The 23,723-nt window shown below is 56.7% G+C and carries 23 protein-coding genes and 1 tRNA gene; 9 read left to right on the top strand and 15 right to left on the bottom strand.

The window, feature by feature from the left end:
* Positions 1-93: 93 nt before the first annotated feature.
* The 5 genes from AC2FIM_RS18230 to glyA form a co-directional block, all read right to left on the bottom strand.
* Complete coding sequence (locus tag AC2FIM_RS18230) at positions 94-516, bottom strand: universal stress protein (RefSeq protein ID WP_142639489.1); 423 nt, start codon at positions 514-516, stop codon at positions 94-96.
* 78 nt (positions 517-594) lie between these two features.
* Positions 595-1,968: an alanine/glycine:cation symporter family protein gene (locus AC2FIM_RS18225; protein ID WP_281973479.1), complete on the bottom strand. Its 1,374-nt coding sequence runs from the start codon at positions 1,966-1,968 to the stop codon at positions 595-597.
* Positions 1,969-1,993: 25 nt separating this feature from the next.
* Positions 1,994-2,938, bottom strand: coding sequence for a lipoyl synthase (lipA, locus tag AC2FIM_RS18220; protein ID WP_271951612.1), 945 nt, complete (start codon positions 2,936-2,938; stop codon positions 1,994-1,996).
* 14 nt (positions 2,939-2,952) lie between these two features.
* Positions 2,953-4,335: a dihydrolipoyl dehydrogenase gene (gene lpdA / locus AC2FIM_RS18215; RefSeq protein WP_496708311.1), complete on the bottom strand. Its 1,383-nt coding sequence runs from the start codon at positions 4,333-4,335 to the stop codon at positions 2,953-2,955.
* Positions 4,336-4,344: 9 nt separating this feature from the next.
* A complete protein-coding gene (gene glyA / locus AC2FIM_RS18210) occupies positions 4,345-5,598 on the bottom strand; it encodes a serine hydroxymethyltransferase (RefSeq protein ID WP_496692960.1) in 1,254 nt (417 codons plus the stop codon).
* A gap of 180 nt (positions 5,599-5,778) precedes the next feature.
* Between glyA and AC2FIM_RS18205 the strand changes: the two genes are divergently transcribed.
* Positions 5,779-6,348: a helix-turn-helix domain-containing protein gene (locus AC2FIM_RS18205; RefSeq protein WP_496698867.1), complete on the top strand. Its 570-nt coding sequence runs from the start codon at positions 5,779-5,781 to the stop codon at positions 6,346-6,348.
* A gap of 4 nt (positions 6,349-6,352) precedes the next feature.
* Here AC2FIM_RS18205 and AC2FIM_RS18200 read toward each other — a convergent pair whose 3' ends face one another.
* Positions 6,353-7,231 (bottom strand): LysR substrate-binding domain-containing protein, encoded by an 879-nt coding sequence (locus tag AC2FIM_RS18200; RefSeq protein WP_496704111.1) that lies wholly within the window; start codon positions 7,229-7,231, stop codon positions 6,353-6,355.
* Between the two features lie 103 nt (positions 7,232-7,334).
* Between AC2FIM_RS18200 and AC2FIM_RS18195 the strand changes: the two genes are divergently transcribed.
* Positions 7,335-8,960: a GMC family oxidoreductase gene (locus AC2FIM_RS18195; RefSeq protein ID WP_271951626.1), complete on the top strand. Its 1,626-nt coding sequence runs from the start codon at positions 7,335-7,337 to the stop codon at positions 8,958-8,960.
* Between the two features lie 62 nt (positions 8,961-9,022).
* On the opposite strand, the gene AC2FIM_RS18190 is transcribed toward AC2FIM_RS18195, so the two are convergent.
* Both AC2FIM_RS18190 and ychF read right to left on the bottom strand, forming a co-directional pair.
* Positions 9,023-9,526: a GNAT family N-acetyltransferase gene (locus tag AC2FIM_RS18190; protein WP_334223320.1), complete on the bottom strand. Its 504-nt coding sequence runs from the start codon at positions 9,524-9,526 to the stop codon at positions 9,023-9,025.
* Positions 9,527-9,537: 11 nt separating this feature from the next.
* Positions 9,538-10,635, bottom strand: coding sequence for a redox-regulated ATPase YchF (gene ychF, locus AC2FIM_RS18185; protein ID WP_271951604.1), 1,098 nt, complete (start codon positions 10,633-10,635; stop codon positions 9,538-9,540).
* Between the two features lie 194 nt (positions 10,636-10,829).
* Between ychF and AC2FIM_RS18180 the strand changes: the two genes are divergently transcribed.
* The 7 genes from AC2FIM_RS18180 (at position 10,830) to AC2FIM_RS18150 (ending at position 16,849) form a co-directional block, all read left to right on the top strand.
* Positions 10,830-11,315, top strand: coding sequence for an acyloxyacyl hydrolase (locus AC2FIM_RS18180; protein ID WP_142639471.1), 486 nt, complete (start codon positions 10,830-10,832; stop codon positions 11,313-11,315).
* A 78-nt stretch (positions 11,316-11,393) separates the two neighbouring features.
* Complete coding sequence (gene trpA, locus AC2FIM_RS18175) at positions 11,394-12,185, top strand: tryptophan synthase subunit alpha (protein WP_496678956.1); 792 nt, start codon at positions 11,394-11,396, stop codon at positions 12,183-12,185.
* A gap of 152 nt (positions 12,186-12,337) precedes the next feature.
* Positions 12,338-13,504, top strand: coding sequence for an alpha-hydroxy acid oxidase (locus tag AC2FIM_RS18170; RefSeq protein ID WP_496678954.1), 1,167 nt, complete (start codon positions 12,338-12,340; stop codon positions 13,502-13,504).
* A gap of 243 nt (positions 13,505-13,747) precedes the next feature.
* Positions 13,748-14,401 carry a 50S ribosomal protein L25/general stress protein Ctc gene (locus AC2FIM_RS18165; RefSeq protein WP_142639464.1) on the top strand — a complete coding sequence of 218 codons (654 nt, stop codon included), beginning with the start codon at positions 13,748-13,750 and terminating at the stop codon, positions 14,399-14,401.
* A 137-nt stretch (positions 14,402-14,538) separates the two neighbouring features.
* Complete coding sequence (gene pth, locus AC2FIM_RS18160; RefSeq protein WP_281973473.1) at positions 14,539-15,219, top strand: aminoacyl-tRNA hydrolase; 681 nt, start codon at positions 14,539-14,541, stop codon at positions 15,217-15,219.
* An 82-nt stretch (positions 15,220-15,301) separates the two neighbouring features.
* On the top strand, positions 15,302-16,465 hold the full coding sequence (locus AC2FIM_RS18155) for a serine hydrolase domain-containing protein (RefSeq protein WP_496678953.1): 1,164 nt from the start codon (positions 15,302-15,304) through the stop codon (positions 16,463-16,465).
* A 9-nt stretch (positions 16,466-16,474) separates the two neighbouring features.
* Positions 16,475-16,849, top strand: coding sequence for a DUF2237 family protein (locus AC2FIM_RS18150; protein ID WP_281973471.1), 375 nt, complete (start codon positions 16,475-16,477; stop codon positions 16,847-16,849).
* Between the two features lie 42 nt (positions 16,850-16,891).
* On the opposite strand, the gene AC2FIM_RS18145 is transcribed toward AC2FIM_RS18150, so the two are convergent.
* The 7 genes from AC2FIM_RS18145 to rpsA form a co-directional block, all read right to left on the bottom strand.
* Positions 16,892-18,037 (bottom strand): slipin family protein, encoded by a 1,146-nt coding sequence (locus AC2FIM_RS18145; protein ID WP_496678952.1) that lies wholly within the window; start codon positions 18,035-18,037, stop codon positions 16,892-16,894.
* A gap of 401 nt (positions 18,038-18,438) precedes the next feature.
* Positions 18,439-18,513: transfer RNA gene (locus AC2FIM_RS18140), tRNA-Asn, on the bottom strand.
* A gap of 366 nt (positions 18,514-18,879) precedes the next feature.
* The gene (gene trpB / locus AC2FIM_RS18135; RefSeq protein ID WP_142639455.1) at positions 18,880-20,127 is read right to left on the bottom strand and encodes a tryptophan synthase subunit beta; all 1,248 of its coding nucleotides are present in this window, start codon (positions 20,125-20,127) and stop codon (positions 18,880-18,882) included.
* Positions 20,128-20,219: 92 nt separating this feature from the next.
* Positions 20,220-20,870 carry a phosphoribosylanthranilate isomerase gene (locus tag AC2FIM_RS18130; RefSeq protein WP_142639453.1) on the bottom strand — a complete coding sequence of 217 codons (651 nt, stop codon included), beginning with the start codon at positions 20,868-20,870 and terminating at the stop codon, positions 20,220-20,222.
* 8 nt (positions 20,871-20,878) lie between these two features.
* On the bottom strand, positions 20,879-21,229 hold the full coding sequence (locus AC2FIM_RS18125; protein ID WP_271951622.1) for a lipopolysaccharide assembly protein LapA domain-containing protein: 351 nt from the start codon (positions 21,227-21,229) through the stop codon (positions 20,879-20,881).
* 6 nt (positions 21,230-21,235) lie between these two features.
* Positions 21,236-21,520: an integration host factor subunit beta gene (gene ihfB, locus AC2FIM_RS18120; protein ID WP_271951590.1), complete on the bottom strand. Its 285-nt coding sequence runs from the start codon at positions 21,518-21,520 to the stop codon at positions 21,236-21,238.
* Between the two features lie 270 nt (positions 21,521-21,790).
* A complete protein-coding gene (rpsA, locus tag AC2FIM_RS18115; RefSeq protein WP_142639449.1) occupies positions 21,791-23,467 on the bottom strand; it encodes a 30S ribosomal protein S1 in 1,677 nt (558 codons plus the stop codon).
* Between the last annotated feature and the right edge of the window lie 256 nt (positions 23,468-23,723).

The raw sequence follows: 23,723 nt of genomic DNA, 5'->3' as shown, positions 1-23,723 counted from the left end.
CAGCCCGCAAAATCAACCAACTTCCCACCCAACTCAACATGCAAACCATGCAAAGGCGTGCGCCTAATATCCGTCATTTCAGGTACCTTTCGATCAGCGGGACTGGTCACGAACTACCATGACGGTGCAATGCGCATTGCGCACCACGCGTGCCAGGTTCGGACCAATTTCATAATTCGGGAAATCGCCCTTGGTCGACGCCATGACGATCATGTCGAAGCCCTCTTTGTGAGCGAGCTTCAGAATTTCGCGGTAGACGCTGCCCTCTTGGACATGGACAGCAACGCCCGCGGCGTCACCATTATCCAAGATGGCCTGAACCGCGTTGCGCACATGCTCTTTGGCACCGGCGCCATAATTGGCGGGCAGGTTCGGCAGCTGGATGATCTCGGGGATGACGGCGACCGCATGCAGCTCGGCACCGTAGAATTTCGCCTGTTCCAATGCGACCGGCAATGCCTGTTTCCAGGAACGGTCGTCAGAGTGATCAATCGGCAGCAGGATTTTCGTGGCCATCACGCCTCTCCTCGAGATAGGAATTCTGTTTCAAGTCGGGGGGCCGGAATGGCCCCCCGTAGGTTTTCAGTGCCCGGTTTATTCGGCAGGCGTGCCGCCCGGCTCTTCTGACTTGCCACCGGAGGCAAAGAACTCTTTCGTCAATTTGAAGACGATTGGGCTCAGCAATGCCAAGGCGATCAGGTTCGGGATAGCCATCATGGCGTTCAGCGTATCTGCAAGCAGCCAGATAAAGCCCAGATCCGCGGTTGCGCCGAAGTAGATCATGATAATCCACAAGACGCGGTACGGCACCAAAGATTTCACACCCAACAGGAACTCGACGCATTTTTCGCCATAGAACGACCAACCGAGGATGGTGGTAAAGGCAAAGATCGACAGCGCGATGGCGATCAAATAGCCACCAATGCCCGGCAACGACATTTCGAAGGCGGCCGAAGTCAACGCGGCACCGGATTCACCCGTGGTCCATGCACCTGAGGCGATGATTGCCAAACCGGTGATCGAGCAGACGATGATAGTGTCGATGAACGTTCCCAGCATCGCGATCAGGCCCTGGTTTACCGGACCTTTGGTTTCTGCTGCTGCGTGCGCGATCGGGGCGGAACCCAGACCGGCTTCGTTCGAGAAGACACCGCGCGCCACACCAAAGCGGATGGCGGCCCAAACGGCTGCGCCCGCAAAACCACCTTCGGCGGCCGAGGGTGTGAAGGCGTAGGTGAAGACCAACGACACAGCATTGCCGATTTCACCGATATTGATCAGCAGAACCAGCAGACCCGCGATGATATAGGCAATCGCCATGAACGGAACCAGTTTACCGGCAACGGCACCGATACGCGTGATACCGCCCAGGATTACGGCTGCGGTCAGGACCATCAGCACGATACCGGTGACCGAAGTATTCAGGCCGAAATTGGCTTCGAGAACCTGTGCAACACCATTGGCTTGCACACCGTTGCCGATACCAAAGGCTGCAACTGCGCCGAACAGGGCAAATGCAACACCCAGCCAGGCCCATTTCGCACCCAGACCGTTCTTGATGTAGTACATCGGACCACCGACAAAGTTGCCCAGCTCGTCCTTCTCACGGTATTTCACCGCCAGAACAGCCTCGGCATATTTGGTGGCCATGCCCACCAGGGCGGTCATCCACATCCAGAACAAAGCGCCCGGACCGCCCAGGAAGACAGCAGTAGCAACACCGGCGATGTTACCCGTACCAATGGTCGCCGACAGCGACGTCATCAGTGCGTTGAACGGGCTGATCTGCCCATCGCCCTGACTTTCTCGACCGGCAAACAGCAGCTTAAAGCCCGTGCCGATACGCAGGATCGGCATGAATTTCAGCCCCACCTGCAGGAAGAAGCCAACGCCAAGAATGAGGACCAGCATCAGCGGGCCCCACACGACGCCATTGATGGCCCCTACGATTGAATTTAACGCTTCCATGGTATTCCTCCCTAGCGCGTTTGGATTATGCCCCGGCAGCAATCGCCCTTTGGCGAGCTTGCTTGAGGGCGGCAAAGTCTTCGTCCGCGTGGAACGACGAACGGGTCAGCGGCGTGGCTGACACGTGCAGAAAGCCCTTTGAGCGTGCGATCTGCTCAAGCTGGGCGAATTCTTCCGGTGTCCAGAACCGGTCAATCGGGTGATGTTTTGCGGTCGGCTGTAGGTATTGCCCCACTGTCAGAAAATCGACATTCGCTGCGCGCAGGTCATCCATCACCTGCCGCACATCGACAAGGCTTTCACCCAGCCCGACCATCAGGCCGGATTTGGTAAAGATCTCGGGGTTGGTGCGCTTGGCATCGTCCAACAGACGCAGCGAAGTGTAATACCGCGCGCCCGGACGCACCGTGGGATACAGATGCGGAACCGTTTCGAGATTGTGATTGAATACGTCGGGGGCGGCCGCAAATACCAGATCGGCCGCGTCCCCTTTGCCCAGAAAGTCGGGGGTCAGAACTTCTACCGTTGTGCCGGGATTCTGGTGGCGCACAGCACGGATGGTTTGGGCAATATGTTCAGCGCCGCCATCAGCCAGATCATCCCGGTCAACCGAGGTGATCACGACATGACGCAGGCCCAGCTTTTTCACCGCAACGGCCACACGGCCGGGTTCGAACTGGTCCAGAGCGTCGGGGCGGCCAGTGGCAACGTTGCAGAAGGAACAGCCGCGGGTACAGACCTCGCCCATGATCATCATGGTGGCGTGGCGCTTGGACCAGCATTCGCCGATATTTGGGCAAGCCGCCTCTTCGCAAACGGTCGCCAGATTATGGTCACGCATCAGGCGGCGGGTTTCGTAAAATTCTGCGCTTTCAACCCGTTTCTTCCGAATCCATTTCGGTTTACGCGGAATGACACTGTCAGCCTTTTTGGCTTTTTCCGGGTGACGAGGGCGAAGCTGGATGGTCATCTGGCTGATCCTCGTTAAGCGTGAATCGCACGGCCCAGGGCGTCAAGGCAGGCCTCTTTGACCGCCTCGCCCATGGCAGGGTGCGCATGACAGGTTGCGGCAACTTCAGCAACTGTTGCGCCTTTCGTCATGGCCAGAACCAGCTCGGCAATCAGGTCGCCGCCATGCGCGCCGCAGATATGCGCGCCCAGAATTTGACCGTCATCGCCAACCAGAACCTTGACCGCACCATCCGTTTCACCAGTCGAACGCGCCCGAGAATTGGCCATGAAGGCGAACTTGCCCACGGAATATTCTGTCCCCGCTTCTTTAAGCGCTTCTTCGGTCAATCCGACCGAGGCAACTTCGGGGTCAGTATAAACCACGCCCGGAACAGTGTTGTAATCCACATGTCCAGCCTGTCCGGCCAGTATTTCAACACAGGCGACGCCATCTTCTTCGGCCTTATGCGCCAGCATTGGCCCTGGCACACAATCACCAATCGCATAGATACCGGGCACCGAGGTCTGGAACGCTCCATCGACCTCGATAAAACCGCGTTGGTTGATGGCAACGCCCAGATCATCCAACCCCAGTCCGCGCGTCACAGGGCGACGGCCTACGGCGATCAGGACCTTGTCGGCCTCGATCACTTCTTCCTTGTCCTTGCCAACCCGGTCCACGATCAGGGACAGGCCCGCGTCGGTTTTCCCGACCGATTTCAGCGCCCTGCCCAGTTGGAATTTCAGCCCGCGCTTTGACAGGGCGCGCTGTGCCAGCTTGGCGATCTCTCCATCAATGCCGGGCAGAACACGGTCGAGATATTCAACCACCGTGACTTTGGCACCCAGACGCGCCCAGACCTGACCCAGTTCCAATCCGATGACACCGGCACCGATCACCACCATATGATCCGGCACGGTGTCCAGCGCAATCGCCCCGGTCGAGCTGAGGATATCTTGCTCGTCAATCTCAATCCCCGGCAGCGAGGTGGGCTCGGACCCGGTGGCGATCAGGATGTTCTTTGCCTCATGGATCGTGTCGCCGACCTGAACTTGCCCTGCAGCCGGAATACTGGCCCAACCTTCGATCAGGTCGATACCGTTCTTTTTGAACAGGAATCCGATCCCTTTGGTCAGGTCACCAACGATCTTGTCCTTGCGCCCCATCATCGCGCCGATGTCGATGCTGGCCCCCTCGACCTCAATGCCATGGGAGGAGAGATGGCTGATCTCGGCATATTTGGCCGAGGAGGTCAGCAACGCTTTGGAGGGTATGCACCCCACATTCAGACAGGTCCCGCCAAGAGCACCCCGCCCCTCGACGCAAGCGACATTCATGCCCAGCTGAGCGGCACGAATGGCCGCTACATATCCGCCGGGGCCACCGCCAATAACGATCAGGTCATAGGTGCTCATGATTTAACCTCAATAGATCGGATGGCTCGCGCACAGGGCGCGGACTTTTTCACGAGTTTCTTTTTCGACGGTCGCATCCCCGTCAGAAGACTGAGCCAAAGCGTCCAGCACGTTGCCAATCAGATGACCGATCGTCGTAAACTCTTCGGGGCCAAATCCACGGCTGCATCCGGCAGCGGTGCCCAGACGAATACCACTGGTAATCGTTGGCTTTTGCGGATCGCCGGGAACACTGTTTTTGTTGCAAGTAAAACCTGCACGCTCAAGCGCGGCTTCGGCATCTTTGCCGGTCACGCCGATGGGGCGCAGATCGACCAACATCAGATGGTTCTCGGTTCCGCCAGAAACGATGTCACAGCCTCGCGCCATCATCACATTCGCCAAAGCCGCCGCGCTGTCGACTACGCGCTGCATGTAGGTTTTGAACTCAGGCTTCAAAGCTTCACCAAAGGCTACGGCCTTGCCCGCGATCACATGCATCAGCGGGCCACCCTGCAGACCCGGAAACACAGCCGAGTTGATCTTTTTGGCCAGTGTTTCATCATTGGTCAGGATGATCCCGCCGCGTGGTCCACGTAGGGTCTTATGAGTGGTCGACGTCACCACATGAGCGTGCCCAACAGGCGACGGATGCAGCCCAGTCGCCACCAGCCCCGCGATATGCGCCATATCTGCCAGCAGCCAGGCCCCAACCTTGTCAGCGATTGCCCGAAAGCGCGCAAAGTCGATTTTCTGCGAATAGGCCGATGCGCCCGCGATGATCAGCTTGGGCTTCTCAGCTTCTGCCAATGCCTCGACCTGATCATAATCAATCAGCCCGGCATCGTTCAGACCGTATTGCACCGGACGGAACCATTTGCCCGATTGCGCGGGTTTCGCGCCGTGGGTCAGGTGCCCGCCAGCATCCAGCGACATTCCCAATATCGTGTCACCGGGGCTAAGCAGCGCCAGCTTGACCGCTCCATTCGCCTGAGCACCGGAATGAGGTTGTACGTTTGCGTATTCGCACCCAAACAGTTTCTTCAACCGCTCGATAGCTTCGGATTCGACCTCGTCGACATATTCGCAGCCACCGTAATACCGGCGACCGGGATACCCTTCGGCGTATTTGTTGGTCAGCACAGACCCCTGCGCATCAATCACCGCCTGCGAGACGATGTTTTCAGATGCGATCAGTTCGATCTGATCCGCCTGACGGGCACCCTCACGGGAAATCGACGCAGAGATTACCGGATCGGCCTCAGCCAGCGACGTTTTAAACATGGTCTCCTCCCACGGTTCCGAATCCAAATTGCGAAACTTTGTTTCCTATAGTGGAATTTTCATCCTTAAGGCAACATTTTTCTTACAATGGTGAATTTGATTTTGATTGGAAATTATGCAAGCATCGAAAAAACAGGGGGATTTCACGTGGCAGAAGAGAATTTAACGGATGTTTCCGGAATGGACGATCAGGACGAGGGTATGGCTCTGGGCCGCTCGATCCGCGACGCGCGCCGTGCAAAAGGCTGGACATTGGAAGAAGCCGGTCGTGCTGCCGGGATCGGTCGATCAACCCTGTCAAAAATCGAAAACAACCAGACAAAGCCCAGCTTTGATATTGTTCGGCGGCTCACACAGGCGCTTGACCTCAGTACACCGCAGCTGTTTCTACAGTCCGGTCAATCGGGTATATCAGGCCGTCGCGATTATACGCCCAAGGGCGACGGTGAGATCAAGGACACCTCCACATATATCCATGAGTTGCTGTGTTCAGAGCTGACCAGCAAACGGATGCTGCCCTATATCGCGACAATCAAGGCGCGCGACATTTCCGAATTTGAAAACTGGATTCGCCATTCTGGAGAAGAGTTCATGTTTGTCCTCAGCGGAGAGCTGACTTTTGTGTCGGAACACTACCGTCCGCTGCCGATGAAAGCCGGGGACTCGCTCTATTATGACAGTGGAATGGGGCACGGCTGTATTTCAACCAGTACCGAAGATGCCCGTGTGCTATGGGTATCGCTGGAATAGCCCGCTAATAGAGTGACGTCACCCAACTTGCGAAAACCTGTACCTCGATGCGGTCTTCAGCGCCTTTGCGTTTAACCAGATAATGCGAAGGTTGAATGGGCAGGCGGTAATCAAAGGGTGCCACCAGCAGACCCTGCTTAATGTACTCATGGGCAAAGCTCTCTAATACCATGGCCGCACCCTGCCCCGCCGTGACGGCCTGCAAGGCCAAAAGTGACGAATCCATTCGAAGCGTTCTGGAGGGAGCGCCCAAATTGAGCGTGTATTGATCGGACAATCTCATCCAGTCATTCTCAGACCCTTTGATTGTGACGACCCGGCCCTGAGCCAGATTTTGAATGCTCAGATCTGCGCCAAAAGATGCCGCATAATCGGGATGGCAGACCGGCACCGCACATTCATGGCCCAGATGCGAGACGATCCCGTCATCCCAGTCACCATAGCCGAACCGGATATCAATATCGCTTTCTTCCTCTCCAAACCGGTTCGCCCAGACGAAGGTGGAGAGGTCCACTTTGATGTCGGGGTGCAGGTCTTCAAACTCAGCCAGTCTTGGTGCGATTACCAGCCCCGCACATGAGATGGAGGCCCGTATTTTGACCACCCGCCTGCGGGAATTGGTGAAAAGGCCGCTGGTTGCGTCTCTTAACTCAGAGAACGTCTTTTGAACCGGCATCGCATAGGCCCGCCCGATTTCGGTCAGGGCAACCCCGCGCGGCAAGCGTTCGAACAGGGATACGTTTAGATGCTTCTCTAACAACCGTATCTGTTGACTGACGGCGGCTGATGTCAGCCCCAGCTCCTCTGCTGCCGCAGAGAAACTGTTGTGACGCGCGGCAACTTCAAAAGCCCGCAACCAGGTGACATGGGGCAGTTTCGCCATTTCCTACCTTCAATGAAAATTATGCCTAATGGGTAATATACATTGTTTGTATTGACAATCATTGCGTGCAAATCATGGGGCCAATTACCCAGAACGGTTCGAGATGACGCAGACCTTCGACTATATCATCGTGGGCGCCGGATCTGCCGGCTGCGTGCTGGCAAACAAGCTGAGCGCGTGTGGCAGCCATAAAGTGTTGCTGATAGAAGCCGGCGGAACCGATCGCCGTTTCTGGATCAATGTACCGCTGGGATACGGCAAAACCTTCAACGATCCCAAGGTGAACTGGTGTTACTCTGCCCAGGCTGATCCCGGGTTGAACAACCGTCAGGCCTATTGGCCGCGCGGGCGGGTTATTGGCGGATCAAGCTCGATCAACGCCATGGCATATTTGCGAGGCCTCTCGCATGATTTTGATGACTGGGCCAAGGCAGGCGCAGAGGGTTGGAACTGGGAAACGGTTCGCCAGACATATGAGGCGATCGAGACCCATGTCGAAAGAGGCCAAACACCTTCGTCAACGGACGGACCCCTTGTGGTCAGTGATGTCAGTGAGGGCATGCACCCGTTTTCGCGCCACTTTCTGGAGGCCTCACGGCAGATGGGCTGGCATGTTTCGGACAATCTGAACGGTCAGGACGCCGAAGGGATGATGAACCTGCGCAGCACCGTCAAAAACGGCCGCCGCTGGTCATCAGCAGCCGCGTTCCTGCGCCCTGCGCTGAAACGCAGCAATCTGCGGGTAGTATCCAATGCTCTGGTGCAGAACGTCATTCTGGATCAGGGCAAAGCCACCGGTGTCCGCTATCACGTTGGGGGTCAGGTGGTTACGTCCTTCGCGATCCGTGAAGTCATCCTGTCTGCGGGAGCCGTAAACTCGCCACAGCTCTTGCAGCTTTCAGGGATCGGGCCTGCGAACCTGTTGAAAAGGCACGGCATCAAAGTGCGCCATAACCTGTCGCAGGTTGGACAGGGATTGCAGGATCATCTTGGCATATCCCATTTCTTTCATGCGACCGAGCCGACATTGAATAATACGCTTGGCAATCGGTTGGGACAGATGTTGTCCGGTATTCGTTATCTGTTGACCCGCAGCGGGCCACTCAGCGTCCCCGTCAACCAGGTCAGCGGCTTTGTGCGTTCGGACGAAACCGCCGAATTTGCTGATATGCAAATCTATTGCAATCCGATGTCCTATAAGACCGACACCAAAGGACAACCGGGCGTTGATACCGAAGCAGGCTTTCTTCTGTGCGCCCAGCCCTGCAGGCCGACAAGCAGAGGGGAGATCAACATCCGTTCGGCAGATCCCATGGATGCACCCGCCATCCAACCAAACTCTCTCTCCACAAACCATGACTGCGACATGGCTATCAAAGCGGGTCGGGTGTTACAGAAGCTGGCGCAGACTGAGACGATCCGCAGTGTTACGCGGACCCGGATAGAACCAGATGTTACGCGGATGAATGACGACCAGCTGTTGGAAAATTTCCGCGCCAACGCCGGAACTATATTTCATCCAAGCTGTACATGTCGCATGGGGACATCGGAACAGGATTCAGTTCTGGATTCTCGACTGCGGGTGCATGGGGTGGCAGGCCTTCGGGTGGTCGACGCCTCCTCGTTTCCAAGCATCACCTCAGGCAACACCAATGCGCCTGTGATGATGCTGGCCGCGCGCGGCGCGGACCTCATTCTGGAAGATGCCACAAAGCGCATGAACGCTTGAAGCAGAGGGAAAGAAGACCATCTTACAGAATATTTGGTCTGGAAAGTGGCCTCATTCCCTGATCAGGAAAAGTGCAACGCATAGACGTTGTTCAAATACTTCTGATCGTCGATCTGAAAGTGGGTCTCTCCAATGAACTCAAAACCCTTGGCCAGATAGAACTTGATGGCCGAGGTGTTCTCAGCATTGGTCATCAGCCAGACCACATCTGCCCCCTGATCCCGGCAATGTTCCAGCGCGGCTGCCAAAAGACGCCTTCCGATACCTTTTCCGTGATGGCGCGGCTGGACGTAGAATGTCGATATCTCCATGCCCCACCACCCGGAAACAGGGGCGATGCGTGCAGGGGAAACACGGATGAACCCGTCAATCCCCTGATTATTGTCGGACACCAGAATGAATTCATCCGGGTTTTGAATCTGTTCTAATACTTTGCTTGTTGTGAATTCCGACAAGGCGAAATCTGCAAAAATCCCACTGACACCATGTTTGAGGTAGGTTCCGATCCATACTTCAATCGAGATGGCAGCGATACTGGACGCATCTGACTTTTCTGCAGTTCGCAATGCCAAGGCGCTTAGGTATTAAACAAGAAGTGCATCACATCGCCATCCTTGACGACATAGCCCTTGCCTTCGGCCCGCATCTTGCCCGCTTCTTTGGCGCCTTGCTCTCCGTTTGCCGTAATATAGTCGTCATACGCGATCGTTTCAGCGCGGATGAAACCCTTTTCGAAATCGCCATGGATCACGCCAGCAGCCTGCGGCGCGGCGGTGCCGGTGCGGATGGTCCAGGCGCGGGCCTCTTTCGGGCCGACGGTGAAATAGGTTTCCAGCTTCAGCAGGTCGTAGCCTGCGCGGATCAGACGGTCGAGACCGGGCTCTTCCAGCCCCATTTCCTCGAGGAACATCTGCGCTTCGTCCTCTTCCAGCAGGCTAATCTCTTCTTCGATCTTGGCACTGATAATGACGTGCGAGTTGCCTTGCGCTGCGGCCATTTCAGCCACACGGGCTGAATATTCATTGCCCTCGGCGGCCTCTTCTTCCGAGACGTTGCAGACATAGAGAACCGGTTTGGTGGTCAGCAGTTGCAGCATTTTCCACGCCTTGTCGTCTTCGTCGCTAACTTCGACCAGACGCGCGGGTTTGCCGTCTTCCAGCATGGCCTGCGCTTCGGCAAGCAAACGTTCCTGTTGCTGTGCCTCTTTGTCGTTGCCCTTCAGCTTGCGCACCAGATTGGCACGGCGCTTTTCGATACTTTCCAGATCGGCCAGCATCAGTTCGGTCTCAATCGTATCGGCATCCGCCACGGGATCGACGCGGCCATCGACATGGGTCACATCACCATCTTCGAAGCAGCGCAACACATGAGCGATGGCGTCAGTCTCACGGATGTTGGCCAGAAACTGGTTGCCCAACCCCTCGCCCTTTGACGCGCCCTTTACCAGGCCCGCGATATCCACAAACGTCATTCGCGTCGGGATGATCTGCTTTGAACTTGCAATCGCCGCCAGCTTGTCCAGCCGGTCATCGGGCACCGCCACATCACCCACATTGGGTTCAATGGTGCAGAACGGGAAATTCGCCGCCTGAGCAGCCGCTGTCTTGGTCAGCGCATTGAAGAGAGTCGACTTGCCCACATTCGGCAAACCCACGATTCCCATTTTAAAGCCCATCTCGGCCTCCTGAAGCGATACGACGGCGTCTTCTATTCACGTCCGGGCAAATGCGCAACCCGGACGGCGGCAACAGGTCGAGTCCCAGTTGCAACATCACTTATCTGTTAATCAAACGTGTACTTCGAATACTTGATTCTGCCACTGCCACGTCACCAACTGACAGGGAGTTGAGAAAACCAAGAAGTACCGAGATGAAAACACTTTTCTTAATGAGCACTTTGCTGGCCACCACGACCATGGCACACGGGCAGTCCATCGTATTGGGAGCAGGATATGCGGATTTCACCCACACCAGCAGCAATGATCAGGCGGTCGTGTCACTGGAATACCAGCACAGCCCGTTTCACGAAGCCACGCGCCTCAGTGCTGGCTGGGGTGTGGCTCTGACGGTGGATGCAGATGCCGACACGCATATTGGCGCCGGTTTGGTCGGTCTCTATACGATCTCTGACCGGTGGTTCGCAGAGGCCAGCGTGATGCCTGGCTACTACAACGCCTCAAATGATGACAATGATCTCGGCGGAAATTTCCAGATCCGCAGCCTTTTCGGAATTGGATATGCCCTGGAAAACGGAAACAAGCTCTCGCTGGCCATCACCCATAATTCGAACGCGAGCACGGACAGTTTCAATCCCGGCGTCAACTCAGTGTTCATGCGTTATCACTACGGGTTCTGAAGCAATCTGGCCCAGCGGGATTGATTTCCGGGCAAAGTTTCTGCACATCAGGTTCAAATCCGTATGCAAGGACCGCAGATGACCCGTATCGACGCCAAGTTCGCCGCCCTCAAGGCCGAGGGCAAAAAGGCCTTCGTATCCTACATCATGGCCGGTGACCCCGATTTCGACACCTCGCTTGAGATCGTCAGGGGCTTGCCCGGTGCCGGTGTCGACGTGATCGAACTTGGGCTGCCGTTCACCGACCCGATGGCGGATGGTCCGACCATCCAGGCAGCAGGACAACGCGCCCTAGAGGGCGGGATGACCCTGCAACGCACACTGGATCTTGCACGTGCTTTTCGGGAAACGGATGATACAACGCCTATTGTGCTAATGGGGTATTACAATCCCATCTACAGCCGCGGTGTGGAAAGGTTTCTGGCGGACGCTACTGAGGCTGGCATCGACGGCCTGATCGTCGTTGACCTGCCCCCCGAAGAAGATGACGAACTTTGTCTGCCTGCACAGGCGGCTGGATTGAATTTTATCCGCCTCGCCACGCCGACAACGGATGACAAACGGCTTCCGCGCGTTCTTCAGAACACTTCGGGATTTGTGTATTACGTCTCGATCACGGGGATCACAGGTGCAGCCGAAGCCCAGGCCACGAATGTAGGCCCCGAGGTCTCTCGGATCAAATCCGCCACGGATTTGCCAGTGATCGTGGGCTTTGGAATCAATACCCCGGAAAAATCGCGGGCAATCGCAACTGTTGCCGATGGCGCTGTGGTCGGCTCGGCCATTGTCAGCCAGATCGCCGCCGGGAAGTCGGTTGGTGAAGTTCTGGATTTTGTCAAATCGCTGGCAGATGGGGCACATTCGTCCTGATCCAACGACCGGTTTCGCAATCTTGACCGCAGTCGGCGCAACCCGGCTGCGGTTTTTCTATTGCACCTAACGTTGCGCACAGAAACGTGGCGTTGCGAGGCTTTCGAAAAATTGGTAAAGAAAAAGGACCAATCTTTCGAAAGCCGCATCTCATGCCCGTCATCACCAATATCCAAGACCTCAAACACATCTATGAACGACGCGTCCCGCGCATGTTCTTTGACTATACCGAAAGCGGCAGCTGGACCGAGCAGACCTTTCGCGATAACAGCACGGATTTCGAAGATATCCGCCTGCGCCAGCGAGTAGCGGTTGATATGACCGGGCGCACGACGGCGTCGCAGATGATCGGACAGGATGTTACCATGCCTGTTGCCCTTGCCCCCGTTGGTCTGACCGGCATGCAGCACGCGGATGGTGAGATCAAAGCCGCCAAAGCAGCCGAGGCTTTTGGCGTCCCCTTTACCCTGTCCACGATGTCAATCAATTCTATCGAGGAGGTGGCCGAGAACACCACTGCGCCCTTCTGGTTCCAACTCTACACCATGAAGGACCAGGACTATGTCTCTCGACTGATCCAACGCGCCAAGGATGCAAAATGTTCGGCCCTTGTGATCACCCTGGACTTGCAAATACTCGGGCAGCGCCACAAAGACCTAAAGAATGGTCTGTCCGCGCCGCCAAAGCTGACGCCTAGGACCATCGCCAATCTGATGACAAAATGGGCCTGGGGCATTGAAATGTTAGGCGCCAAACGGCGGAACTTCGGCAATATTGTTGGCCATGTTGATAATATCACTGATACAAGATCGCTGGGCACATGGACGGCGGAACAATTCGACCCCAGCCTGGATTGGGGCAAGGTTGAAAAGCTGATGGACCAATGGGGCGGCAAGGTGATCCTCAAGGGTATCCTGGATTCCGAGGATGCCAAGATGGCCGCCAAGCTGGGCGCCGATGCCATCGTGGTTTCAAACCACGGCGGACGCCAGTTGGACGGGGCGCTCAGCTCCATTCGTGTCCTGCCCGAGATTATGGACGCTGTCGGAAACGACATCGAAGTGCATCTGGACAGTGGCATCCGATCTGGCCAGGACGTTCTGAAAGCACTGGCACTTGGCGCGAAGGGCACCTTTATCGGGCGCGCCTTTGTTTACGGTCTTGGCGCAATGGGCCAGAAAGGCGTGACCACGGCACTTGAGATCATTCAGAAAGAACTTGATACGACCATGGCGCTTTGCGGTGAACGCAATGTGAGCGATCTAGGCCGGCACAATTTGCTTGTCCCGAAAGACTTCGGAGGGAGCTGGACAGATTGATCGCGCGCATGGGGGCTCTGTCCTTGTCGCCGATTGGCCGCCTCCCCCGAGATACTTAGAGCCAGTTGAAGAAAGGATTCCCTGCTTCATCTGGCCGAAAATACCTCGGAGCGCGGGACAGAGCCTCGCAAAATAGACGAGCTGCAAAAACCCCTTTCCAAACTCAATGAATCAAGCTAAGGACGCGGCTTCACGCGGGTATACAGCCTTGGAGGATACCCGCCCTAACATTGGAGAAATATCATGGCTGGAGAGATTCCTGATCTCGTAGCTCTGGAACGGACGGGGACAGGCAAGGGCGCCGCTCGTCAGGCACGCCGCGACGGCATGGTTCCGGGCATTGTTTTTGGTGGCGACAAAGAGCCGCTGCCGATCCAGATCCCGTTCAACGAACTGTTCAAGCGCCTGAAAGCGGGCCGGTTCAAGTCGACATTGTGGAACCTGAAGGTTGAAGGCCAGGAAGACGTTCGCGTCATCTGCCGCGACGTTCAGCGTGACGTTGTCAAAGACCTGCCGACCCACCTGGACCTGATGCGCCTGCGTCGGACCACCAAGATCGCACTGTTTATTCCGGTTGATTTCATCAACGAGGAAGAGGCCCCCGGCATCAAGAAAGGCGGCGTTCTGACCGTTGTCCGTCCTGAGGTCGAGCTGATGTGTACCGCTGGTGAGATTCCTGAGAAGATCACCGTTGATCTGACCGGTCTGAACATCAACGACGTTGTCACCATTTCGTCGGTCGATCTGCCTGCTGGCACCAAGCCGACCATCGACCGTGACTTTGTGATCGCCAACATCTCGGCCCCAACCGGCCTGGCCACAAGCGATGACGAAGAGGGCGAAGAGGGTGATGTCGCACCCGATGAAGTCGAAGTCGTCGGAAGCGAAGAAGAATAAGGCCGGACCCAAAGTTTCGGTTTTTGTGACGGGGCCCCATTGGGGTCCCGTTTTCTTTTGCCCGTTGGGCTGGAAAATCGGCCCCGATCCGTGCCATCAACCAGTTGCGATATCGCGCTTGAGACAAGGACATGACGATGAAGCTGTTTGTCGGCCTGGGAAATCCCGGATCAAAATATGCTCGAAACCGGCACAATATTGGCTTTATGGCCGTTGACCGGATCGCCGAGGATTGCGGCTTTGGTCCTTGGAAATCCAAATTTCAGGCCGAAATCGCCGAAGGGCGGCTTGGTCAAGAAAAGGTTTTGCTTATCAAGCCTCAGACCTTCATGAACCGGTCCGGTCAATCGGTGGGCGAGGCCATGCGGTTTTACAAGTTGGATTCGACCGACGTCACTGTCCTACATGATGAATTGGATCTGGCGCCGGGTAAGGTCCGCGTCAAGGCAGGCGGAGGCCATGCCGGTCACAACGGGCTTCGGTCGATCCACGAACATATCAGCCCAGCCTATGATCGGGTGCGCCTTGGGATCGGTCATCCCGGGCGGAAAGAATTGGTTTCGCCATATGTCTTGGGCGATTTCGCAAAGGCTGACAGCGACTGGTTGGAAGATGTCCTGCGCGGCGTTGCAGATGGCGCAAGGCACCTGGCCAATGGCGATGGCGGTAAGTTCATGAACGCCGTTGCCCTGCGAACGGCACCGCCGCGTTCGTCCAAGTCACCGTCCGAGCACCCAAAACCAACGGCTCAGACCATTACCGAACCCGCCGAGGACAGCAGGTCAGCCATGCAGAAGCTGATGGACAAGTTCAAATAGCGCCCTTTGCCGTTGCCCCTACGTCCGGATTGCGGAATTTTCCCGGGCAGGCTCCAATACCGGCAATCATGGGAGGCGACAAATGAGAGCTTTGTTTAAATGGGTGCTGCGTATCGCGCTGATGCTTGTGCTGGCAGCCGCCGTTGTCGGGTTCTGGAAACGCGAGGAAATTCAACGCTTGATGGCGGTGAACTCATTGTTTTCCCCCGAAAAGATCGTTCACAATTTCTCGCATATGGATGCAGCTTTCAAAACCGTCAACTTGCCGCGCGGGGATGGGGCCACATGGGAATTGCCTTACGGGCCCGGGTTTGACCTGCCAGCAGGCACGGATCAATGGATCGAAGACCGGTCGGTCACATCCTTGCTTGTGATGCAGGGCGGGCAGATCCGGTTTGAGGAATATTATCTGGGCACCACACCAGACGATCGACGCATTTCGTGGTCGGTTGCCAAAAGCTATCTTTCTGCATTGTTCGGCATATTGCTGGACGAAGGCGCAATCGCCTCATTGGACGATCCGGTCGTGCAATACGTACCCAAACTGCAAGGCACGGCCTATGATGGTACGACGATCCGCAACGTGTTGAACATGGCCAGCGGTGTGACCTTCAACGAGGATTATCTGGATTACAATTCTGACATCAACCGGATGGGTCGAGTGGTCGCCTTAGGCCGAGAACTGGACGATTTTGCCGCCTCGCTGCAGGACAGTTTCGCAACACCCGGAGAAACCTGGAAATACGTGTCAATCGACACCCATGTTATCGGTATGGTGGTCCGAGGAGCAACCGGTCGCAGCGTGGCCGAACTGCTTACAGAGCGCATTGTACAGCCGCTTGGGCTGGAGCGGGATGGCTATTACGTGACCGACGGGGCCGGAGTTGCCTTTGTTCTGGGGGGCTTGAATTTCACCACCCGCGACTATGCGCGTTTCGGTCAGATGATCCTGCAAAACGGGGTTCATGATGGGCGGCAACTGGTACCGGCTGAATGGATCGCCGCTTCGGTTCTGCCCAGTGCCCCGACCGCATCGGGCAAGATCGGCTATGGATATCAGTGGTGGATTCCCGTGGGCGCGCATGAAGGCGAGTTCATGGCCCGCGGAGTCTATGGTCAGTACATCTATTTCGACCAGCCGCGCGGGGTGCTGATCGTGTCCACCGGGGCCGATCGCAAGTTTCGAGACCCTGGCGTGAATGAGATCAACATAGAAATGTTCCGCAAGATTGCGCAAAGCCTGTAAGATGCTCTTATGCAGAAACAGGAAAGCATAAATGTTCTGGGGGGCGTGCTCGCCCCTTGCTCCAGCGATCCGCTGACCGGGTTCTTTCGCGATGGCGCCTGCAATACCTGCCCCGAGGATCAGGGCAGCCACACGGTTTGCGCGGTAATGACGGTCGAGTTTCTGGCCTATTCGAAATATGTCGGCAATGACCTCAGCACGCCGCGCCCCGAGTTTAATTTTCCCGGGCTGCGTGCCGGTGACAGCTGGTGTCTATGTGCGGGTCGCTTCCTGCAAGCCCATGACGAAGGATGCGCGCCCAAGGTTCATCTTGAGGCGACACATCTACGGGCGCTGGACATCGTGCCTCTGCGCATTCTCAACCAACACGCGGTTCAGGACTAGGCAGACCGGCCCGGGATCACCCGGACCGGCCCTTATTCGGGATCAATCCCGCAATTTCACAAGGTCAGACATCAGACCCTCGGTTCCGTTATGAACCGTCAGCCGCTCGACCTTGCCGGCGATGGTTTCCAGCGCTTCCAGCTCTTTCAGTCGCAGCATCACCGGGTTTTCCGCCATCACTTTCGCGGTGTTCAGCAAAGACCGCGTGGCGTTGGTTTCTTCCCTCCGCCGGATGACGTTGGCCTCGGCCTGTTTCTCGGCAGCGACTACGGCGGTCAGGATTTCGCGCATCTCGCCGGGCAGGATGACGTCTTTCAACGCGATCTCACCCACTTCGATGCCGATCCCGGCCATTTGTGTCCGCACCCGATCCGCAGCCTCGGTGTCAACGCCCGCCTTCTCGGCAAGTAGCCGGTCAAGCGTCATCGACCCAAGGGTCTTCCGGAACGCCAGTTGCAGGGCCCGGTGCAGGGCCTGATCAAAATCCTTCACCGCCCCCATCGCCTTGACCGGATCGTCGACCCGGTAATCGGCGCTGAGGTTGACCCGGATGGTCACCCGGTCCTTGGTCAGTATCTCTTGACCCGTTACCTCATGGGTTCGTTGCCGTAGGTCGATCTGCTTGACCTCGACGTTCCGGCCCACCTTCCAGAAGGCATGGGCGCCGGGGTTCAGCCGATCCACCAGTACGCCATCCACGGTCAGCAAACCGACATGCCCTTCGGCAATCTCGACCCGCGTCAGGTGCATCTGCAGCCCCACCCGAACCAGCCGCTGCGCGACCGCTTTGTGCACAACCATGGACTCGGTCAGCGCGTGTTGCTCAACGGCCCAGGGGCCGGCATCCTTCCAAACTAGCGCCCGTACTTCGGGAATAAGCACTCGAGCGGGCACGCCATCCCGAAGCAGAACCAGAACCTCGCCGGGCCCTGCCCGAAACTCGGTCAGGTGCGCCTCGGCCAGTTCGGGCCGGTTCTGCATCAGCGCCCGCTCATAGGGCGACACGAAAAAGAGAGCCTCCAGATCGTGCAGCTCGGTCAGCACATCCCTGCGTGGCAGCCGGTGTTTCCCGGGGCCGAGGATGGTGTCAATTACCCCCTTGCGCAAAACCAGCATCCGCCGGGTCTCGGTCAGGGTCAGCCGTTGATGACCGGTCAGCCGGTCGATCAGATCTTGGAATAGTGTCATTTCATTTCTCCTTTTCGTCTCGCTCTATCGTCGTCGCAAAAGCGAACTCCTTTTCATGTTTTCAGTGGGTTGCACCCCGATTGGGTGACAGGTGTGAAGCCTTCGGATAAAGGCTGTGAAAGACCGGGCATCCCCCGCGCCGTGCCCTTTTGCGAGAGGGTCAGAGAGAGGGGCACGGGACCAATGCGCCGCCTGTTCCCAAGGGATCAAGCGGGGCGCCAATCCGGCGACACCGTCATCTGCCCTCCGGCCCAAGACCAGAGCAGCGAAGACCCCTGCCCCGCCCGGCCAAAGCCTGACGTAGCGCGGTGCCACCCCTGCTGGGGAACACCCGGACCTTAATGATTTGGACCGTTTTCACGGACCGGCGTTGAAGGCCGGTGCTGACCTAACAGCGTTTGTTCAAATGGCGGGACTCGAACCCGCTACACATCGATTAACAGTCGATTGCTCTAACCAAAATGAGCTACATTTGGAGCTTTGGAAGGTGTCGAACCTTCGCTCACAGACTTGCCATCTGCCGCTCTTCCACCTGAGCTACAAAGCATGTACCAATCCCCGGTTTCGGCCCTGGCATACGGTTTCGGCAGCGCCGTCCGCACCGAGAGAGTGATCACCTCTGCTCGCTAGGGTCCGGCCCGTTTTGACCGGTAACGGCGGGTTTAGGCGAAGGGGCAGGATTCGCTCAATGATATTCTGAGAGGTGGAAATGCACCTGTGGCGGGTGCGCAACAAAATTACCCAGCTGCGCAACATTCGAAAAGCCGCAGGCTGGAAACCAAAGCTGCACACCGTTCAAAGGCACACAGCTTTTGTCAGAAATTTCAAATTTTACCGCCTGGTCAATCGGCGCTGCGGCCTTCGGTATCCGACATGTCGAAGTTCAGATATTTCGCCACAGTCTGAACATCCTTGTCACCACGTCCACACATATTCATGCAGATCAGGTGATCCTTGGGCAGATCCGGTGCGATCTTCATCACATGAGCCAGCGCATGGCTAGGTTCAAGCGCCGGGATGATGCCTTCGGTTGCACAGCAAAGCTGGAACGCCTCAAGCGCCTCTTTGTCGGTGATCGACACATATTGCGCGCGGCCGATATCATTCAGCCATGAATGTTCAGGGCCAATGCCCGGGTAATCCAGACCAGCCGAGATCGAGTATCCTTCGAGGATTTGCCCGTCATCATCCTGCAGCAGATAGGTGCGGTTGCCATGCAGAACACCCGGGCGGCCGCCGGTCAGCGAGGCGCAATGTTCCATCTTGTCGTTCACGCCCTTACCACCGGCTTCGACACCGATGATGTTGACGGATTTATCATCCAGGAACGGGTAGAACAGACCCATTGCGTTCGATCCACCACCGATGGCGGCGATGAGCGTGTCGGGTAAACGGCCCTCAGCCTTGTGCATCTGTTCCTTTGCTTCCTTGCCGATAATCGACTGAAAGTCGCGCACCATCGCCGGATACGGGTGCGGGCCAGCAACTGTACCGATGCAATAAAACGTATCGCGCACGTTGGTCACCCAGTCACGTAACGCATCGTTCATCGCGTCTTTCAATGTGCCACGACCTGACGTCACAGGGATCACTTCGGCCCCTAGCAGGCGCATGCGGAACACGTTCGGGGCCTGTCGCTGCACATCATGCGCGCCCATATAGACCACGCATTTCAAACCGAACTTGGCGCAAACGGTGGCTGTGGCCACGCCATGCTGTCCGGCGCCGGTCTCGGCAATGATCCGGGTCTTGCCCATGCGCCGCGCCAGAATGATCTGGCCCAATACGTTATTGATCTTGTGCGCGCCGGTGTGGTTCAGCTCATCGCGCTTCAGATAGATTTTGGCGCCACCCAGATGCTCGGTCAGGCGCTCGGCATAATATAGTGGCGAGGGGCGTCCCACATAGTTGGCCCACAGATCATCCATCTCGGCCCAAAATGAGGCATCGTCCTTGGCCTTTTCATATTCCTCTTCCAGCGCCAGGATCAGCGGCATCAGCGTTTCGCTGACAAAACGCCCGCCGAAAATGCCGAAACGGCCCTGCTCGTCTGGGCCGGACATGAAGGAATTGAAAAGATCGTTGGCCATGGGTGTCTCCATCGTCGTACCCGTTGTTCATAGGAGGTAGCGGCGGGATTTGCCATGGCAAAACGCACATGGGAATCCTTAGATGTGATACCTTAACCGGCCCGAATTGCAGCGTCTACAAACGCACGAACCATCGCGGCATCCTTGATGCCCGGTGCACTTTCCACGCCCGAGGCGACATCGACCTGACGCGCGCCCGTCATACGGATGGCCTCGGCCACATTTCCGGGGTTCAACCCACCGGCCAGCATCCAGGGCTTGCGCCAGTATTTGCGCCCAGCCAGCAAACGCCAGTCAAACGCCAGCCCGTTTCCACCCGGCAGAACCGAGCTCTTTGGCGCCTTGGCATCTATCAGCAACTGATCGGCAACATCGCAATAAGTATCAATGGCGGCCAGGTCTTCGGCATCTGCAACACCAACCACCTTGATAACAGGCAACCCATAGCGCGCCTTGATTTCCTGCACCCGCTCGACAGATTCTGAGCCATGCAGCTGCAACATGTCAAAAGGGGCGACTGCGGTAATACTGTCCAACAACTCATCCGTGGCGTTCACAACCAAGGCGACCTTTGCAACCCCAACGGGGACATGCTCGAACAAAGCTGCTGCCTGTTGAGGCGAAACATATCGAGGCGATTTCGGAAAGAAGTTGAAACCAAGATACCGTGCACCCGCATCAGCTGCTGCGCGCACGTGATCTGGTGCAGTCAGGCCGCAGATTTTAACCGATACATCCGACATTCCGGGCCTCAGCTGGCCTCATCCAACAGGGCGAGAACTTCGTCCTGTCCTTCGTTCTGCGCTTTCTTGAGCTTCTTGACCTCACGCTCAAGCTTGCGCACTTCACCTTTGCTGGCGGTAGCATCGCGGCGGTGCTTGTGTTCGCGCAGCCATTCCCAAAGAAAGCCAATGACCAGGCCAGCGACGATGCCACCCAGAACCACCACGAACAGCGGCAACGAGGCGCTGAAATTGAAGCCAAGCAAATCGGCTATAGCCGAGGGAATAAGCGTCAGCTCAACCGCTTCGCGGTTGGCCAGAGAGACTGAAATCAAGACGATCCCGAGGACCGCGAGAAAAGCATATCGAAGGTAGCGCATCATGGCCTAGGCTTTACCGTTCAACCGGTCCCTTAGCAACTTGCCAGTTTTGAAAAACGGAACACATTTTTCTTCGACCTGCACAGTTTCGCCGGTACGAGGGTTACGACCCACACGGGCATCGCGCTGTTTCACTGAAAACGCCCCAAAGCCTCTCAGTTCAACCCGATCCCCTCGCGCCATCGCATTCGTTACTTCTTCGAACACGGTATTCACGATTCGCTCGACGTCACGCTGATAAAGATGCGGGTTCTCGTCGGCGATTTTCTGAATCAGTTCTGAACGGATCATGTGCGTTACCCTCCCAGGCGACCGGTTAACCATGCCTATTATTCTGAACAGTATAGGAAAAAACTGGGTTCGGGGGAACGTAAACTCTGCGGGCAAAGGTTGAAAATTACAGTTAAGTAACGCGATTTTTTGCCAGTTCATGTAATTTGCCTGACAAATGTATGAACCTAAGACCCAATTAGCCTGAAAATGCGAACATGTTGATTCGCAACAAAAACGGCCCCGCGCTTTCACACGGGGCCGTAAATTCGGCTTGACTGAGGCTCGGACTTAGTCGCCCGACTTCAGCGCTGCACCCAGGATATCGCCCAGCGATGCGCCCGAGTCGGAAGAACCGTACTGTTCCACGGCCTCTTTCTCTTCGGCGATCTCACGTGCCTTGATCGACAGACCCAGACGACGGGTCTTGCTGTCGACATTGGTGACGCGGACGTCGACCTTGTTACCGACCGAGAAACGCTCTGGGCGCTGTTCGGCACGGTCACGGCTCAGGTCGGAACGACGGATGAACGACTTCATACCTTCGTACTCGACCTCGATGCCGCCATCTTCGATCGCGGTGACCTCAACGGTGATGATCGAGCCACGCTTCACGCCGCCCACGGCTTCGGCGAACTTGTCACCGCCCAGGGCTTTGATCGACAGCGAGATACGCTCTTTCTCGACATCCACTTCAGACACAACGGCCTGTACCACGTCGTTCTTGTGGTAGTTCTGGATGGCATCCTCGCCACGCTCGTCCCAGGACAGATCGCTGAGATGAACCATGCCGTCGATGTCGCCTTCGAGGCCAATGAACAGACCGAATTCGGTGATGTTCTTGACTTCGCCTTCGACTTCGGTGCCCTCGGGGTGTGTTTCTGCAAACACTTCCCACGGGTTGCGCTGAGTCTGCTTCAGGCCCAGAGACACGCGACGCTTGGCGCCATCGATTTCCAGAACCATGACGTCGACTTCCTGGCTGGTCGAAACGATCTTGCCGGGGTGGACGTTTTTCTTGGTCCAGGACATCTCGGACACGTGCACCAGACCTTCGACACCGGCTTCCAGCTCGACGAACGCGCCGTAGTCGGTGATGTTGGTGACGCGACCCTGATGAACCGAGCTCAGCGGATACTTGGCTGCAACCAGATCCCACGGATCTTCCTGCAGCTGCTTCATGCCCAGGCTGATGCGGTGGGTCTCTTTGTTGATCTTGATGACCTGAACGTTGATGGTCTCGCCGATCGTCAGGATCTCGGACGGGTGGTTCACACGGCGCCATGCCATGTCGGTGACGTGCAGAAGGCCGTCAACGCCGCCCAGGTCAACAAACGCACCGTATTCGGTGATGTTCTTGACGACGCCTTCGACGGTCTGACCTTCGGTCAGGTTGCCGATAACCTCGGCGCGCTGTTCGGCACGCGATTCTTCCAGGATTGCGCGGCGCGAAACAACGATGTTGCCACGGCGACGGTCCATTTTCAGAATCTGGAACGGCTGCTTCAGACCCATCAGAGGGCCAGCGTCGCGTACGGGGCGCACGTCAACCTGCGAGCCGGGCAGGAACGCAACTGCACCACCCAGATCGACGGTGAAGCCACCTTTGACACGACCAAAGATTGCACCTTCGACGCGCTGGTCGTCGGCATATGCTTTTTCCAGACGGTCCCATGCCTCTTCACGGCGGGCCATCTCACGTGAGATGACAGCTTCGCCACGGGCGTTTTCTGCGGCGCGCAGGTAAACTTCAACCTCGTCACCAACAGTAATTTCAGGGGCTTCGCCAGGATTTGCGAATTCTTTCAGATCAACGCGGCCTTCCATTTTGTAGCCGACGTCGATGATGGCTTGGCCGGCTTCGATCGCCAGAACCTTACCTTTGACAACAGAACCCTCTTCGGGCGTGTCCATTTCGAAGCTTTCATTAAGGAGGGCTTCGAATTCCTCCATGGTTGTATCAGCCATCTGGCAGTGTTTTCCTTTACATAACGTTTTTGCTGGCCGAGCGGTTGTCTCCGCCGGTCTTAGTGGATTGGTCAGACGATCTGACATATACCGCAAAACAAAGAGGGCCGGTTGGTCCGACCCTGCTCGTCTCATTGTTTTATGGCTCAAATCGCCTTGTCGACGCGCGCTCTATAACGGGTTCGCACAGGCGCTGCAAGTTTTACCGTGCATATCACAAAATAACACGCAAACCCCAGCCTTGCATGGCTGAGGT

The organism is Ruegeria sp. CDSC052, from assembly GCF_059610685.1.
This window is presented reverse-complemented; position numbering and strand designations above follow the sequence as displayed.

Bases quoted from the DNA above. Each gene is read 5' to 3' on its own strand.
- rpsA (WP_142639449.1), bottom strand. From the start codon at position 23,467: ATGGCTGATACAACCATGGAGGAATTCGAAGCCCTCCTTAATGAAAGC.
- ychF (WP_271951604.1), bottom strand. From the start codon at position 10,635: ATGGGCTTTAAAATGGGAATCGTGGGTTTGCCGAATGTGGGCAAGTCG.
- AC2FIM_RS18155 (WP_496678953.1), top strand. From the start codon at position 15,302: ATGAGAGCTTTGTTTAAATGGGTGCTGCGTATCGCGCTGATGCTTGTG.
- AC2FIM_RS18145 (WP_496678952.1), bottom strand. From the start codon at position 18,037: ATGACACTATTCCAAGATCTGATCGACCGGCTGACCGGTCATCAACGG.
- AC2FIM_RS18130 (WP_142639453.1), bottom strand. From the start codon at position 20,870: ATGTCGGATGTATCGGTTAAAATCTGCGGCCTGACTGCACCAGATCAC.
- glyA (WP_496692960.1), bottom strand. From the start codon at position 5,598: ATGTTTAAAACGTCGCTGGCTGAGGCCGATCCGGTAATCTCTGCGTCG.
- trpA (WP_496678956.1), top strand. From the start codon at position 11,394: ATGACCCGTATCGACGCCAAGTTCGCCGCCCTCAAGGCCGAGGGCAAA.
- lpdA (WP_496708311.1), bottom strand. From the start codon at position 4,335: ATGAGCACCTATGACCTGATCGTTATTGGCGGTGGCCCCGGCGGATAT.
- AC2FIM_RS18165 (WP_142639464.1), top strand. From the start codon at position 13,748: ATGGCTGGAGAGATTCCTGATCTCGTAGCTCTGGAACGGACGGGGACA.
- pth (WP_281973473.1), top strand. From the start codon at position 14,539: ATGAAGCTGTTTGTCGGCCTGGGAAATCCCGGATCAAAATATGCTCGA.
- AC2FIM_RS18170 (WP_496678954.1), top strand. From the start codon at position 12,338: ATGCCCGTCATCACCAATATCCAAGACCTCAAACACATCTATGAACGA.
- AC2FIM_RS18200 (WP_496704111.1), bottom strand. From the start codon at position 7,231: ATGGCGAAACTGCCCCATGTCACCTGGTTGCGGGCTTTTGAAGTTGCC.
- lipA (WP_271951612.1), bottom strand. From the start codon at position 2,938: ATGACCATCCAGCTTCGCCCTCGTCACCCGGAAAAAGCCAAAAAGGCT.
- AC2FIM_RS18230 (WP_142639489.1), bottom strand. From the start codon at position 516: ATGGCCACGAAAATCCTGCTGCCGATTGATCACTCTGACGACCGTTCC.
- AC2FIM_RS18205 (WP_496698867.1), top strand. From the start codon at position 5,779: ATGGACGATCAGGACGAGGGTATGGCTCTGGGCCGCTCGATCCGCGAC.
- AC2FIM_RS18125 (WP_271951622.1), bottom strand. From the start codon at position 21,229: ATGCGCTACCTTCGATATGCTTTTCTCGCGGTCCTCGGGATCGTCTTG.
- ihfB (WP_271951590.1), bottom strand. From the start codon at position 21,520: ATGATCCGTTCAGAACTGATTCAGAAAATCGCCGACGAGAACCCGCAT.
- AC2FIM_RS18180 (WP_142639471.1), top strand. From the start codon at position 10,830: ATGAAAACACTTTTCTTAATGAGCACTTTGCTGGCCACCACGACCATG.
- AC2FIM_RS18150 (WP_281973471.1), top strand. From the start codon at position 16,475: ATGCAGAAACAGGAAAGCATAAATGTTCTGGGGGGCGTGCTCGCCCCT.
- trpB (WP_142639455.1), bottom strand. From the start codon at position 20,127: ATGGCCAACGATCTTTTCAATTCCTTCATGTCCGGCCCAGACGAGCAG.
- AC2FIM_RS18225 (WP_281973479.1), bottom strand. From the start codon at position 1,968: ATGGAAGCGTTAAATTCAATCGTAGGGGCCATCAATGGCGTCGTGTGG.
- AC2FIM_RS18195 (WP_271951626.1), top strand. From the start codon at position 7,335: ATGACGCAGACCTTCGACTATATCATCGTGGGCGCCGGATCTGCCGGC.